The 14,244-nt window shown below is 65.4% G+C and carries 12 protein-coding genes; 7 read left to right on the forward strand and 5 right to left on the reverse strand.

The genetic code is table 11. The features are described from left to right. Nucleotides 1-148: 148 nt before the first annotated feature. From ABE472_RS12865 to ABE472_RS12875, 3 genes are read right to left on the reverse strand one after another with little or no spacing between them, the layout of a single operon-like run. Entirely contained in the window at nt 149-1,483 is a 1,335-nt protein-coding gene (locus ABE472_RS12865; protein ID WP_346464339.1) for a sensor domain-containing diguanylate cyclase, read from the reverse strand. Continuing rightward, nucleotides 1,480-2,286 carry an alpha/beta hydrolase gene (locus tag ABE472_RS12870; RefSeq protein WP_313211098.1) on the reverse strand — a complete coding sequence of 269 codons (807 nt, stop codon included), beginning with the start codon at nt 2,284-2,286 and terminating at the stop codon, nt 1,480-1,482. Before ABE472_RS12870 ends, ABE472_RS12865 begins: the two co-directional genes overlap by 4 nt. Before the next feature lie 35 nt (nt 2,287-2,321). Continuing rightward, nucleotides 2,322-2,666, reverse strand: a complete 345-nt coding sequence (locus ABE472_RS12875; RefSeq protein WP_313211099.1) for a hypothetical protein — start codon at nt 2,664-2,666, stop codon at nt 2,322-2,324. A gap of 70 nt (nt 2,667-2,736) precedes the next feature. On the opposite strand from ABE472_RS12875, the gene ABE472_RS12880 reads away from it, so the two are divergent. The 5 genes from ABE472_RS12880 to cyoD all read left to right on the forward strand — a co-directional run bounded on the left by ABE472_RS12880 (nt 2,737) and on the right by cyoD (nt 8,102). Further along, the gene (locus tag ABE472_RS12880) at nt 2,737-3,741 is read left to right on the forward strand and encodes a 2-hydroxyacid dehydrogenase (protein WP_346466360.1); all 1,005 of its coding nucleotides are present in this window, start codon (nt 2,737-2,739) and stop codon (nt 3,739-3,741) included. Nucleotides 3,742-4,043: 302 nt separating this feature from the next. Continuing rightward, nucleotides 4,044-5,108, forward strand: a complete 1,065-nt coding sequence (gene cyoA, locus ABE472_RS12885) for a ubiquinol oxidase subunit II (RefSeq protein WP_313211101.1) — start codon at nt 4,044-4,046, stop codon at nt 5,106-5,108. An 8-nt stretch (nt 5,109-5,116) separates the two neighbouring features. Continuing rightward, complete coding sequence (gene cyoB, locus ABE472_RS12890; protein WP_313211122.1) at nt 5,117-7,114, forward strand: cytochrome o ubiquinol oxidase subunit I; 1,998 nt, start codon at nt 5,117-5,119, stop codon at nt 7,112-7,114. Next, complete coding sequence (cyoC, locus tag ABE472_RS12895; protein ID WP_183073819.1) at nt 7,111-7,752, forward strand: cytochrome o ubiquinol oxidase subunit III; 642 nt, start codon at nt 7,111-7,113, stop codon at nt 7,750-7,752. The genes cyoB and cyoC overlap by 4 nt, the downstream gene beginning before the upstream one ends. Beyond that, the gene (gene cyoD / locus ABE472_RS12900; RefSeq protein ID WP_121043457.1) at nt 7,752-8,102 is read left to right on the forward strand and encodes a cytochrome o ubiquinol oxidase subunit IV; all 351 of its coding nucleotides are present in this window, start codon (nt 7,752-7,754) and stop codon (nt 8,100-8,102) included. Before cyoC ends, cyoD begins: the two co-directional genes overlap by 1 nt. 84 nt (nt 8,103-8,186) lie before the next feature. Here cyoD and ABE472_RS12905 read toward each other — a convergent pair whose 3' ends face one another. Then, nucleotides 8,187-10,250, reverse strand: coding sequence for a bifunctional diguanylate cyclase/phosphodiesterase (locus tag ABE472_RS12905; protein WP_346466361.1), 2,064 nt, complete (start codon nt 10,248-10,250; stop codon nt 8,187-8,189). A 148-nt stretch (nt 10,251-10,398) separates the two neighbouring features. On the opposite strand from ABE472_RS12905, the gene radA reads away from it, so the two are divergent. Then, complete coding sequence (gene radA / locus ABE472_RS12910) at nt 10,399-11,778, forward strand: DNA repair protein RadA (protein ID WP_121043463.1); 1,380 nt, start codon at nt 10,399-10,401, stop codon at nt 11,776-11,778. Between the two features lie 147 nt (nt 11,779-11,925). On the opposite strand, the gene ccsA is transcribed toward radA, so the two are convergent. Then, the gene (ccsA, locus tag ABE472_RS12915; protein ID WP_121043472.1) at nt 11,926-12,720 is read right to left on the reverse strand and encodes a cytochrome c biogenesis protein CcsA; all 795 of its coding nucleotides are present in this window, start codon (nt 12,718-12,720) and stop codon (nt 11,926-11,928) included. A gap of 130 nt (nt 12,721-12,850) precedes the next feature. Between ccsA and ffh the strand changes: the two genes are divergently transcribed. Then, the gene (ffh, locus tag ABE472_RS12920) at nt 12,851-14,230 is read left to right on the forward strand and encodes a signal recognition particle protein (protein ID WP_019184491.1); all 1,380 of its coding nucleotides are present in this window, start codon (nt 12,851-12,853) and stop codon (nt 14,228-14,230) included. Nucleotides 14,231-14,244 lie beyond the last annotated feature (14 nt).

Genomic DNA, 14,244 nt, shown 5'->3' on the forward strand with positions numbered 1-14,244 from the left:
GGCCTAACGCTGTTAGGGGGCGAATCTAACAGTGTTAGGTTCGCGCCGACAAGTGCCCGTGCACAGATCCCCAATGGGGCCCGAGGGACGTGGCTGATGGGTTCAGGCGCGCCCAGGGGGGGGAGGGGGCCCCAGGCGCCCGGTTGGCTCAGAGGTCGATCAGGTCAGGCTGCAGGACCGCCATCCGGACCCGGTTGCGCCCGCTGGTCTTGGCGTCGTACAGCGCCTCATCCGCCCGGGCGATCAGCGCCTCCAACAGCCGCTGGTCGCCGCCCGGCAGCGCCTCGCCGATCGCGCCCCCGACGCTGACAGAGACAGTGATGCGCTCGCCGCCCACGAGGATGGGTTCAGCCGCCACCGCACTGCGCAACCGTTCGGCGGCGGCGGGAATCTCATCGACGGCGGACGCCGCCAGCAGGGCGATGAACTCTTCGCCGCCGAAGCGGGCGAACAGATCGCGCTCCCGCAGGGCGTCGCGGCAGCGCTTGGCGACCACCTTGAGGACTTCATCGCCGACCGGATGGCCGTAGGTATCGTTGATCTTCTTGAAGTGATCCACGTCCACCATCAGCACCGCGACAGCGCGGCCGTTGGCTTCGCGGGCGGCGATGATCTGGACCGAGCATTCTTCGAAATGACGGCGGTTGGGGGCGCCGGTCAAGGGATCGGAGGAGGCGAGGCGGCGCAGCTCGGCGGCCATCAGCAGATCGGCGGTGACATCGGTGAACAGCCAGATGCGCCCGTGTGCGCCGTTGCCGCGCACCGGATGGGTGTCCACTTCGAAGGTGCGCTCGCCCAGGGTCCAGTTCTGCTTGGCGGCGAACTGGTCGTTGTTCATCTGGGCGCTGTAGGCCACTTCCAGCTCGGCGTGGTTGTCGCAGCGTTGACGCAGGGCGCGCATCGGGCCGGCCAGATCCGCCGCGCGGTGATTGCCTGCCGTGCAGCCCAGCAGCTCCGCGGCGTGCTCGTTGACAGCCGCCCCGACGCCATCGCCGTCGATCAGCACGATGCCCGCCGGCACGCTTTCAAACAGATCCAGGAACTGATTGCGGACGATCGTGCCGCGTGCGGCTTCGCGCCGTGCGGACAGCAGCCGGGCCACGCTCGTGGCCAGCAGTGGCACCTGTGCCGTCAAGGCTGCCGGGGCAGGGGGGCTTCGCCAAAGCAGCAGCAGGCCACTCAGCGGCGCGCCGTGGGAGGGGGCCGGAACGTACAGCAGGCGGGCGGGGCGGCCTTCCAGGGCATGGATGATCGCCGTCGGCAGCCGGAAGTCCGCTGCGTCCATGGCCTCGCCGGTCCAGCGCGCCTCGAGGATGCCGCTGCGCGCCAGGTTGAAGCTCGGCGAGGGCAGTGCCGGGGCTGACACCGCCCAGGTCGCCCTGCCGCCGACGTCCACCTCCACCGCCATCACCAGGTCAGCGTGGGAGGCGAGGCGGGCGAACTGGCACAGGGCCGCCAGCGCGTCACTGTCGGACGTCGTCACAACGCGGTGCCCGCCAGTCGCTGTTCAAGGATGCGCATGACGTCATCCGGCGCGGTCATGTGCGGAAGATGACCCGAGGCATCGATCACATCCAGGGTGGCGCCATCGATCGCGTTGGCCAGCCAGTGGCCGACGGCGACCGGTACCGCCACGTCGTGCGCGGTCTGGATGAGGTGGACCGGCGTGGAAACCCGCGCAGCCAGGCTGCGCAGATCGGAGGTGAAGATCGTGCGCGACGTATTGAGGGCGATATCCGGGCGCATCTGGAACAGCGTATTGGAGAAATCGGCGACAACCGCGCTGTCCTCCACGCCGACGACCATCGGGGCGAAGCCGGCGATCCAGGCCTGGTAGTTGGCGCGCATGCTCTCGAACAGCTGCTCCAGGTCCTGCGGCTGGAAGCCGCCGGTGTAGCCGTCGTCGTCGAGATAACGCGGCGACGCACCGATGATGACCAGGCGCTCGAACAGCTCTGGGCGTGCAACGGCGGCGGCCGCGCCGATCATGCCGCTCATCGAGTGGCCGATGTAGGTGCAGTCATGCACGTCCAGCTCGTCCAGAATGTCGATCAGATCGTCGGCATAGCCGAACAGCGAACCGTGCCGTTCGAAATCGTAGGTCTGCGCACCTTGCGGACCGCAGCCGGCAAGATCGAAGGAGATCACATCAAAGCGTGCTTCAAACCAGGGGCGCAGGGCGTTCCATGCGGTCTGATCGGTACCAAAGCCGTGTGACAGGATCGCGACCGCTTTACCCGCACCGCTTCGGCGCCCGTTGAACCGCTCGAAACTCTTCACGCACATCCACCCATGGCGTCTTGCAAGGGCCGAATACTAGGTCACGGGCGCGCGTGGGTCCAACGCGCCCCCGTGCTGAATACCAGTTGCCGCAGATAACCGCCGATGAAACCTGCGATGGCCCCTGCGAGCGTATCCAGCAGTAAACGGGCTGCGGCGCGGGCGATACGGCTGGCATGCAGCCGCACCCACGGCAACAAGGTCATGGCCTGGGCACCGATCAGCAGGATCAGCACATCCAGCCCCAGCGCATCCACCACCGGCAGCAGTGGTGCAAGCAATGGATTGCAGGCCATCAGGGTCACGATCGCGGCAGTGATTGCGAACAGGGCGCGTCGGCCCACCGGCGTGGCGGTCCAGCGGAGAAGGCGGGCAGTCAGGGACACGGCAGGCTCCAGGCAGTTGGCCGGAGTGTACTGCGGTATGGTCATGCTCGAACTCCCGGGGATCACCCTCATGAAGATCGCAGTATTCAGCGCCCGCCCGTACGACCAGCAGTTTCTCGATGAGGCCAGCCAGCGCCGCGGGGCAGGGCAGCCGTTCGAGTTTCTGTACTTCGATGCCGAGCTGGATCTGCATACCGCGGCGCTGGCGCAGGAGTGCGAGGCGGTCTGCGTGTTCGTGAATGACCGGCTGGATGCCCCGGTACTGCAGGCGCTGCAGGCAATGGGCGTGCGCGCGGTCCTGCTGCGCTGCGCCGGCTTCAATAATGTCGACCTCGCAGCGGCGGAGCAGCTGGGCCTGTTCGTGGCCCGTGTGCCCGCGTATTCGCCGGAGGCCGTGGCCGAACACGCGCTGGCGCTGGTGATGACGCTCAACCGCCGGACCCACCGCGCCTACAACCGGGTGCGCGAGGGCAACTTCATGCTTGATGGCCTGCTGGGCCGTACATTGCATGGCAAAACAGTGGGCATCGTCGGCACCGGGCAGATCGGCCTGGCCACGGCCCGCATCTTCAAGGGCATGGGCTGCACCGTGCTGGGCCACGATCCGTATCCGTCGGCGGCGTTTGCCGCGATCGGCACGTCGGTCGCGCTGGACGAGCTGCTCGCCCGCGCGGATATCGTCTCGCTGCACTGCCCGCTGACGCCGGACACCCATCACCTGATCGACGATGCGTCACTTGCCGGGATGAAGCCCGGGGCGATGCTGGTCAATACCTCGCGCGGTGGGCTGGTGGATACTCATGCGGTGATCCGCGCGCTGAAGTCACGGCGCCTGGGGCATCTGGCCATCGATGTGTACGAGCAGGAGAGCGGGCTGTTCTTCCAGGACCGGTCCGGCGAAATCATCGACGATGACGCGTTCCAGCGCCTGATGACCTTCCCCAATGTGCTGGTGACCGGGCACCAGGGCTTCTTCACGGTGGAGGCGCTGCAGGAGATCTCGGCCATCACGCTGCGCAACCTGGCGGACTTCGTCAGTGGCGCAAGCTGCGCCAATCAGGTACTGCCCCCCTGAGCGCCGCCGCCGGCGAGGCTGGCAGCCGCAGCCCCGGAACTGACCCGTTCATGTCTATACAAGGGCCGGAATGTTGCCGAATCGGGTCATTGCCCCGCACTGCGACAACGTGTCGCAGCCCAAAACAGGCCTTTCCTGCGCTGGATCATTGTCAATGCCTTTCTTAAATGATGCGTGACGGCCTAAAATTGGAAGGCTGACATGATCGTCCTCCGTGCCTGTCCCCTTGGACCGGCACCACCGGCTTTGGCTGGGACGGAGGCGGGCTTGAACTGGCATTCCCTACGCAATTGGATCGACCGATGATTCCGTTGAAACCCCTTGGACGCTTCCTGCGTCCGGGCCTGCTGTTTGCGTTGTCCGTGTTCCTGACGGGCTGCAACTCGGCCATCCTCAACCCCAAGGGCCAGATCGGCCACGACGAGAAGACCCTGCTCATCACGGCGACCGTGCTGATGCTGCTGGTTGTCGTGCCGGTCATCATCATGACCCTCACCTTCGCGTGGAAGTACCGTGCGACCAACACCAAGGCCCGCTATGAGCCGAAGTGGTCGCATTCCACGGCCATCGAAGTGGTGGTCTGGTCGATCCCGTGCATGATCGTGCTGGTGCTGGCCGTGCTGACCTGGCGTTCCTCGCACGCGCTGGATCCGTATCGTCCGCTGGACTCGGACAAGAAGCCGGTGGTGATCGAAGCCATCTCGCTGGACTGGAAGTGGCTCTTCATCTATCCCGAAGAGAACATCGCCACCGTCAACGAGATCACCTTCCCGGTGGATACCCCGCTGAACTTCAAGATCACGTCCGATACGGTGATGAATGCGTTCTTCATTCCGCACCTGGGCAGCATGATCTACTCGATGACGGCCATGGAGACCAAACTCCACCTGATCGCCAACGAGACCGGTGAGTTCCCGGGCATGTCCTCGCATTACAGCGGCGCGGGCTTCAGCAAGATGCATTTCTCCGCGCACTCGGTGACCGAGGCGGAGTACCAGCAGTGGCTGACCAAGGTGCGTGCCGAAAGCGCGACCCTGGACAAGACCGCCTTTGCTGCGCTGACGGCCGAAAAGAACCATGACTGGCACCCGGTGACCTACTTCGGTACCACCGAGGCCGGCCTGTTCGACTGGGTCATCGCCAAGCACATGGGCGACAACCAGCACTACGGCATGAAGCACGACCACAAGGCCATGAAGCATGACGGCGCCGAGGGCGAAAGCCACGAAGGCCACACCATGCCGGCCGCCGGTGAATCGCACGACGGCCACGCGATGGCTGAAGGCGATGCTGCTGCACACGCCGAACACACTGCAGACGAGCACGCCGCAGCCGGTCACACCGGTCACGGCGGCTCGGGAGAATGACCATGAATCTGTTGGGTAAATTGACCTTTGCCGACATCCCGCATGACCCGATCATCATCACCACGTTGATCGGTGCTGGTATCGGCGGCCTGCTGGTGTTGGCCCTGATCACCAAGTTCAAGCTGTGGGGCTATCTCTGGAAAGAGTGGTTCACCTCGGTCGACCACAAGAAGATCGGCGTGATGTACCTCATCGTCGCCTTCGTCATGCTGCTGCGCGGCTTCGCCGACGCGATCATGATGCGTGTCCAGCAGGCCATGGCCGCTGGCGGCAACGAGGGCATCCTGCCTCCGCATCACTACGACCAGATCTTCACCGCCCACGGCGTGATCATGATCTTCTTCGTGGCGATGCCGCTGATCACCGGCCTGATGAACGTTGTCGTGCCGCTGCAGATCGGCGCACGCGACGTGGCCTTCCCGTTCGTCAACTCGCTCAGCTTCTGGCTGTTCGTGGCGGGCGCGGGCCTGGTGATGATCTCGCTGGGTGTCGGTGAGTTCGCGCAGACCGGCTGGCTGGCCTTCCCGCCGTTGTCAGGCAAGGAATACAGTCCAGGGGTAGGTGTCGATTACTACATCTGGGGCCTGCAGGTCGCCGGCCTGGGTACCACGCTGAGCGGCATCAACTTCTTCATCACCATCTTGAAGATGCGCACCCCCGGCATGAAGCTGATGCAGATGCCGATCTTCACCTGGACCGCGCTGGTCACCAACGTGCTGATCATCGCCGCCTTCCCGGTGCTGACCATCACCCTGGTGCTGCTGACCCTGGATCGTTACCTGGGCACGCATTTCTTCACCAATGACGGTGGCGGCAACGCCATGCTGTACATCAACCTGATCTGGATCTGGGGTCACCCGGAAGTCTATATCCTGGTCCTGCCGGCCTTCGGCGTGTTCTCCGAGGTCATCGCCACGTTCTCGCGCAAGGCGCTGTTCGGCTACAAGGGCATGGTCTACGCCACCGCCTGCATCGGCGTGCTGTCGTTCCTGGTCTGGCTGCACCACTTCTTCACCATGGGCTCGGGTGCCAACGTCAATGCCTTCTTCGGCATAACGACGATGATCATCTCGATCCCGACCGGCGTGAAAATCTTCAACTGGCTGTTCACCATGTTCCGCGGTCGCGTGCAGTTCACGACCCCGGTGCTGTGGACGATCGGCTTCATGGTCACCTTCACCATCGGCGGCATGACCGGCGTGATGCTGGCGATCCCGGCCATCGATTTCGTGCTGCACAACAGCCTGTTCCTGATTGCCCACTTCCACAACGTCATCATCGGCGGCGTGGTGTTCGGCATGTTCGCCGGCATCACCTACTGGTGGCCGAAGATGTTCGGCTTCCGCCTCAATGAAACCTGGGGCAAGCGCGCGTTCTGGTGCTGGTTCATCGGCTTCTATGTGGCCTTCATGCCGCTGTACATCCTGGGCTTCATGGGCATGACCCGCCGCATGCAGAGCTACCCGAACATGGAATATCAGCCGCTGCTGATCATCGCCATGTGTGGTGCCTTCATCATCGGTGCCGGCATCCTGTGCCAGATCATCCAGATCGCCGTGTCGATCCGTGACCGCAAGAAGACCGCCGACCTGACCGGCGATCCGTGGGACGCCCGTACGCTGGAGTGGGAAACCTCTTCGCCGCCGTCGTTCTACAACTTCGGCTCGCTGCCGCGCGTCAACGAACTGGACGAGTTCTGGGAGCGCAAGCAGCGCGGTGAGGCGTGGGAACGCCCGGCCAAGTACACCGACATCCACATGCCGCGCAACACCGGCACCGGTGTGGTGATCGGCGCCTTCAGCCTGGTGTTCGGCTTTGCGATGATCTGGCACATCTGGTGGCTGGCCATCGTGGGTCTGGTCGGCATGATCGGCACCTTCATCTGGCGCACCTTCGACAAGGACGTGGATTACTACGTGCCGGCCGCGGAAGTGGAGCGGATCGAAAATGAGCACCGTCGCCACCTCGTGGCGCAGGGCCTGGTGAAATCGGAGCTGAAGGCATGAGCACCACTATCCCCAACACCATGAACCCTGGGCACGCCGCGCACGCGGCGGCCCACGGCCATGACGACCACGAGCACCACGACACCGGCGGCAATACCGTCTTCGGTTTCTGGGTGTACCTGATGAGCGATTGCCTCATCTTCGCCACGCTGTTTGCGACCTACATCGTGCTGTCTGGCGGCACCGACGGCGGCCCCGGCCCGAAGGACCTGTTCGAACTGTCCTTCGTCGCCTGGGAAACCACGCTGCTGCTGGTCTCCTCGCTGACCTTCGGCCTGGGCATGATCGCCATGCACAAGCAGAAGGTGGGCCAGATGTACGCATGGCTGGCCCTGACCTGGCTGCTGGGCTTCGGCTTCATGTGCATGGAAGTGTGGGAGTTCAACCACCTGATCCATCAGGGCTACGGTCCGGACCATAGTGCGTTCCTGTCGGCGTTCTTCGCGCTGGTCGGTACCCACGGTCTGCACGTGAGCGCGGGTCTGCTGTGGCTGCTGATCATGTTCATCCAGATCAAGCAGAACGGCCTGACCCAGACCAACAAGACCCGCATGGCGTGCCTGAGCCTGTTCTGGCACTTCCTGGATCTGATCTGGATCGGCGTGTTCTCCGTCGTCTATCTGAATGGAGCGCTGTAATGGCCGCACATGACAATCACGCACACGATCATGGCCACAGCGCCGCCGGCGAAAGCCATGGCAGCGTCAAGTCCTACCTGATCGGCTTCGTCCTGGCCGCCGTGCTGACCATCATCCCGTTCTGGGCGGTCATGCATGGCGACCTGCCGCGCTTCACCACCGGCGTCATCATCGTCGTTGCCGCGGTGCTGCAGATCCTGGTGCACCTGGTGTTCTTCCTGCACCTGGACCGCTCCTCGGAACAGCGCTGGAACGTCAGCGCGGCGGCCTTCACCGTCGTGGTGATCGGCATCATCGTCGCCGGTTCGCTGTGGGTCATGCACAACATGAACGTGCACATGATGCACTGACGTCTTCGCGACGTTGCCACACGCAGAAAGGCCGCCCTCGGGCGGCCTTTTTGTTGGGTGATGTGATGGCGGTGGTGCCGCGCGTTACGCCGCCTTCGCCAGTCGCATGAACTCCACGGCATCCACCGGCCGCCCGAGGTGGTACCCCTGCAGCTGATCGCACCCCATGTCGCTCAGGTACTGGCGTTGGCCGGCGGTCTCCACGCCCTCGGCGACGATCTGCAGCTGCAGCGAGCGACCCAGCGCGATGATCGAGGAGACGATCGCCGCATCCTCGGCGTTGTCTTCCAGATCGTGCACGAAGGCGCGGTCGATCTTCAGCTCCGTGGCCGGCATGCGCTTGAGGTAAAGCAGGCTGGAGTAGCCGGTGCCGAAATCATCGATGGAGATGTTCACGCCCATCGCGGTCAGTCCGTGCAGGATCAGCAGGCTGGCTTCCACATCGCGCATCGCGGTGGTCTCGGTGATCTCCAGGGTCAGCCGCTTCGGGTCCAGCCCATGCTTGTCCAGCGTGCGCTGCACGGTCTCGAGCAGCGTGCTGGAGCCGAACTGCAGCGGCGACAGGTTCACCGCCATCGTCCAGTCCGGATGCCCGGCATCGTGCCAGTGGCGCAGCTGCGCGCAGGCCCGGTCGAGCACCCAGTCGCCGATGGACAGGATCAGCCCACTGCGCTCCGCGATCGGGATGAACGCATCCGGCGACAGCAGGCCCAGTTCCGGGTGCTGCCAGCGCACCAGCGCCTCGGCCCCGATCAGCGCGTTGCCGTTGGCCTGGAACTTGGGCTGGTAGTGCAGCACCAGCTCGCTGCGGCTGACCGCCTTGCGCAGCTCCTGCAGCAGTTTCAGCTGGCGGTTGGCGCTGACGTTGAGTGACTGGGTAAAGAAGGTATACCCGTTCCGGCCCGAATCCTTGGTGTGGTACATCGCCGCATCGGCGTGGGCCATCAGGTCGCGCTCGGTGGTGGCATCGGCCGGGTACAGCGCGATGCCCAGGCTGGCGCTGACCTGCAGTTCCAGCGCATCGATCTCGAACGGTTCGGCCACGCTGGCGATGATCCGTTCGGCGACCACCGCCGCGTCTTCCGGATCTTCCACCTGGAACACGATGACGAACTCGTCCCCGCCCAGCCGCGCGAACGTGTCCTGCGCACGCAGCAGCGCGGTGATCCGCTCGCTGACCTGGATCAGGAGTTTGTCGCCAAGCTGGTGGCCATAGGCATCGTTGATCGCCTTGAAACCATCGAGGTCGCAGAACATCACCGCGAAGCTGAACTGCCGGCGTTGTGCCTTCTCGATGGCCTGCTCGATCCGGTCCTGCAGCAGCATGCGGTTGGGCAGCTGGGTCAGCGGGTCGTGCAGGGCGGCCTGCATCAGCTTCTCGTTGGCCTGCGCCAGCGAATCGGCGAGCAGGCCGGTGCGGGTACGCATCTGGCGATCGAACACCGAGGCGATCAACGCGATCCCAAGCGTGGCCAGTGTCGTCACGATCACCAGCACGGCCAGCCATTTGGTATCGATGCCCTGGCCGTACGCCGCGCCGCACAGCGCGCCCTCGGGGAAGTGGGCGGCGGCCATCCCGGTGTAGTGCATGCCGACGATGGCCAGGCCCATCACCAGCGAGGCCAGCCCGCGCAGCAGGAACGGCCGGCGCTGCTCCAGGCGCAGCCGGAAGGCGATCCACAGCGCCGCACCGGCCGCACCGATCGCGATCAGGATCGAGGCGGCAAACCACAACGGGTCGTAGTCGATGCCCGGCTGCATCTCCAGCGCGGCCATACCCAGGTAGTGCATGGCGGCGATGCCCAGCCCCATCAGCACCGCGCCTGCGCACAGTCGCGACCACGGCAGCTCTGCACGCGAGACCAGCCACAACGCATACGCCGAGGCGCCCACCGACACGGCCAGCGAGTACAGGGTAATGGCCAGGTCATAGCCGACCGGGATCGGCAGGTGGAAGGCGAGCATGCCGATGAAGTGCATCGACCAGATGCCCAGGCCCATCGCACCGGCGCCACCGGCCAGCCACCAGCGGGCGACCCGGCCGCGGGTACTGGCCAGGCGACCGGCCATGTCCAGCGCGGTGTACGAGGCGAGGATGGCAACCAGCAGCGAGAACACGACAAGACTCTGGCTGTAGGTGCCGGTCATGGAGAAGCCTGGAAAAGGTTGAAGGAGGGCAGTGGCCCGCCGGAGTATCGGCATCGGGGCCGGAATCTTGAGCGGGGGCGCTCGGCGTCTCGGTTGCTGCGACGCGGCTCGGCTATCCTGCCCCATCGATTCTGAAGCGGAAGTGGACATGGCCAAGCGACTCACCGCTTACGTCTGCAGTGAATGCGGCGCCGAATACAGCAAGTGGCAGGGCCAGTGCACCGAGTGCGGGGTCTGGAACACGCTCAGCGAAATCACGCTGGAAAGCGCGACGCCCACCAAGTCCTCGCCGGCCTCGCGACGTTCCGGCTGGGCCGGCAAGGTCGATGCGCCGAAGATCATGGCGCTCAAGGACGTACAGCAGACCGAACACCTTCGGGTGAGCACCGGCATCGGCGAGTTCGACCGCGTGCTCGGCGGTGGCCTGGTCGAAGGCGCGGTGGTGCTGGTCGGTGGCGATCCGGGCATCGGCAAATCCACACTGCTGCTGCAGGCGGTGGCGAAGATGGCTGCCAGCTTGCCGGTGCTGTACATCACCGGTGAGGAATCGCTCTCGCAGGTCGCGGGCCGTGCGGTCCGCCTGGATCTGCCGCTGGACAACGTCAACGCGCTGGCCGAAACCCAGGTCGAGGCGATCCTGCAGCATGCCAGCGTGGCCAAGCCGCGGCTGATCGTGGCCGATTCGGTGCAGACGCTGTGGACCGAATCGCTGACCGCCGCGCCCGGCTCGGTCAGCCAGGTGCGTGAGAGCGCCGCACGCCTGGTGCGCTTTGCCAAGGAAACCGGCACCGCCGTGTTCCTGGTCGGTCACGTGACCAAGGAGGGCGGCATCGCCGGCCCGCGCGTGCTCGAACACATGGTCGACGCGGTGCTGTACTTCGAAGGCGAGAGCGGCAGCCGATTCCGCCTGCTGCGGGCGTTCAAGAACCGCTTCGGCGCGGTCAACGAGCTGGGCGTGTTCGCGATGGGCGAGAAGGGCCTCAAAGAGGTCTCCAACCCCTCGGCGATCTTCCTCTCCGGCGGCAGCACCCAGCAGCCGGGCAGCTGCGTGATGGTGACCCGCGAGGGCACGCGCCCGCTGCTGGTGGAAGTACAGGCACTGGTGGATGCCTCACCGCTGTCCAACCCGCGCCGGGTGGCGGTGGGTCTGGAGCAGAACCGCCTGGCGATGCTGCTGGCGGTGCTGCACCGTCATGGCGGCGTGCTGGTGGGCGACCAGGACGTGTTCGTCAACGTAGTGGGTGGCATCCGCGTGCAGGAGACCGCCGCCGATCTGCCGGTGCTGCTGGCGGTGCTGTCCTCGCTGCAGGACCGGCCGCTGGCCGAGAAGACGATCGCCTTCGGCGAGGTGGGCCTGTCCGGCGAAATCCGCCCCGTGCCCAACGGTGAAGACCGCCTGCGCGAAGCAGCGACGCATGGCTTCAAGCGCGCGATCGTGCCCAAGGCGAACGCGCCGAAGACCGGCAGCGTGAAGGGCATGGAGGTGATCGCGGTGGAGCGGTTGTCCGAGGCGATCGACGCGCTGTAACGCGGCATGCCGACCAACGGTCGGCATCTACCTGCGATGTTCGGGGCCGCGTGCCGACCAGCGATCGGTACGCGGTGCACCGGTGGGTGCCGAGCAACGATCGGCATGCGGTGCACGGGTAGGTGCCGACCGTTGGTCGGCACGCTTCTATCGCGTGCGCCCGAACACCAGCTCGATCACGAACTGGCTGCCGAAGAACGCCAGCAGCAGCAACGCCATCGCGGTCAGGGTCCAATGCACCGCCTTCGCGCCGCGCCAGCCGTAACGGCGGCGCCCGATCAGCAGCGTGCCAAACACGATCCAGGACAGGATGCTGAGCACGGTCTTGTGCACCAGCTTCTGCGCCAGCAGGTCATCGACGAACAGCACGCCGGTGACCAGGGTCAGCGTGAGCAGCGCAAAGCCGACCGCGATCACCCGGAACAGCAGGGCTTCCAGGTCGGCCAGCGGGGGCAGGGCGCGCAGCCACGGGCGGAAATCACGGCGGCGCAGGGCGCGTTCCTGCAGCCACAGCATGATCGCCAGCAACGCGGCCACGCTCAGGGTGGCGTAGGCGAGCAGCGCCATCCACGCGTGCGTGGCCAATTGCCAGCCCAGCGGCTTGCTCGGCTCGTGGCCGTAGGCGTGATAAATCCACAGCACCACGGCGGCCATCGGGAACACCAGGACGCCAAGTGCCGCCATGCGCCCGCGCGCAGCGACCAGCGAGGTCAGCCACGCCATGCCCAGCCCGACCAGCGACAGGGCGGCGAAGAAGTGCATGTCCGGCCCGCCGCTGGTACGCATCGCCACCAGCACGTGATAGCCGCCGTGCAGCAGCATCGCCGGCAGCGCCGGCCACAGCCAGGCCGGGGAGGTCACCGCGTCATCGCGGACGACCGCACGCACCAGCAGGCCGGTGGCGGTCAGGTACAGCAGGGTCGCGATGAGAACGATTGTCATCGTGTCAGTTTCGCATACCCCCGGGGTGCTGGCGATGCCCGCAGCGCCGCCGTCAGGGCCGGTCCGGGAGCCGGGGCGGAACCGTTATACTGGCGGTCTCATTGTCTTTTGTTCTGAACAGGTCGCTTCCATGTTCGAGTCCCTGACCCAGCGCCTCTCCGGCACCATCGAGCGGCTGCGCGGCCGCGGTCGCCTGACCGAGGAAAACATCCGCGAGGCCACCCGCGAAGTCCGCATCGCGCTGCTTGAAGCCGACGTCGCGCTGCCCGTGGTGCAGGCACTGGTCGAGCGCATCAAGGTGCGCGCGGTCGGCCAGGAGGTGCTCAAGTCGCTGACCCCGGGGCAGGCGCTGATCAAGGTCGTGCGCGACGAGCTGACCGCGGTCATGGGCTCGGCCGCCTCGGACCTGAACCTCAACGTGCCGGCGCCGGCGATCATCCTGATGGCCGGCCTGCAGGGTGCGGGCAAGACCACCACGGTGGGCAAGCTGGCCAAGCACCTCAAGGAAAAGCGCAAGAAGAAGGTGATGGTGGTCTCGGCCGACGTCTACCGTCCGGCCGCGATCGAGCAGCTGAAGACGCTCGCCGACCAGGTCGGTGTGCTGTTCTTCCCGTCCACCGCCGACCAGAAGCCGGAAGCCATCGTCCGCGCTGCGATCGATGATGCGCGCAAGTCGTTCGTGGATGTGCTGATCGTCGATACCGCTGGCCGCCTGGCCATCGACGAAGCGATGATGGCCGAGATCAAGGCGCTGCACGCCGCGGTCAACCCGGCCGAAACGCTGTTCGTGGTCGATGCCATGACCGGCCAGGATGCCGCCAATACCGCCAAGGCCTTCGGCGATGCGCTGCCGCTGACCGGCGTGGTGCTGACCAAGACCGACGGTGACGCCCGCGGCGGTGCCGCGCTGAGCGTGCGCTACATCACCGGCAAGCCGATCAAGTTCGTCGGTGTGAGCGAAAAGCCGGACGGCCTGGATGTGTTCCACCCTGACCGTATCGCCAGCCGCATCCTGGACATGGGCGACGTGTTGTCGCTGGTGGAGCAGGTCGAGCAGCAGGTCGACAAGGATAAGGCCCAGAAGCTGGCCGAGAAGGTCGCCAAGGGCAAGAAGTTCGATCTGAACGACATGCGTGACCAGCTGGAGCAGATGCAGAACATGGGCGGCATCGGCGGCCTGATGGACAAGCTGCCGGGCCTGGGCCAGATCCCCGAGCACCTCAAGCAGCAGGTCAGCCAAGGCAAGGAAGTGCCGCGCATGATCGCGATCATCAACTCGATGACCAAGAAGGAGCGCCGCAACCCGGGCCTGCTCAACGGCTCGCGCCGTGCCCGCATCGCGCGCGGTTCCGGCCTGACCCCGGCCGACGTCAACAAGCTCATGAAGCAGTTCCAGCAGATGGAAAAGATGATGAGCAAGATGGCTGGCGGCGGCATGAAGGGCATGATGCGCAGCATGAAGGGGATGATGGGTGCCATGGGCGGCCGCGGCGGCATGCCGTTCCGCTGAGTCCTGCGCAGGCG

The sequence above is a fragment of the Stenotrophomonas sp. TWI809 genome, assembly GCF_039673205.1.
GTDB lineage: Bacteria > Pseudomonadota > Gammaproteobacteria > Xanthomonadales > Xanthomonadaceae > Stenotrophomonas.

Bases quoted from the DNA above. Each gene is read 5' to 3' on its own strand.
- cyoC (WP_183073819.1), top strand. From the start codon at position 7,111: ATGAGCACCACTATCCCCAACACCATGAACCCTGGGCACGCCGCGCAC.
- ffh (WP_019184491.1), top strand. From the start codon at position 12,851: ATGTTCGAGTCCCTGACCCAGCGCCTCTCCGGCACCATCGAGCGGCTG.
- cyoA (WP_313211101.1), top strand. From the start codon at position 4,044: ATGATTCCGTTGAAACCCCTTGGACGCTTCCTGCGTCCGGGCCTGCTG.
- ABE472_RS12905 (WP_346466361.1), bottom strand. From the start codon at position 10,250: ATGACCGGCACCTACAGCCAGAGTCTTGTCGTGTTCTCGCTGCTGGTT.
- radA (WP_121043463.1), top strand. From the start codon at position 10,399: ATGGCCAAGCGACTCACCGCTTACGTCTGCAGTGAATGCGGCGCCGAA.
- ABE472_RS12870 (WP_313211098.1), bottom strand. From the start codon at position 2,286: ATGTGCGTGAAGAGTTTCGAGCGGTTCAACGGGCGCCGAAGCGGTGCG.
- ABE472_RS12880 (WP_346466360.1), top strand. From the start codon at position 2,737: ATGAAGATCGCAGTATTCAGCGCCCGCCCGTACGACCAGCAGTTTCTC.
- cyoD (WP_121043457.1), top strand. From the start codon at position 7,752: ATGGCCGCACATGACAATCACGCACACGATCATGGCCACAGCGCCGCC.
- ccsA (WP_121043472.1), bottom strand. From the start codon at position 12,720: ATGACAATCGTTCTCATCGCGACCCTGCTGTACCTGACCGCCACCGGC.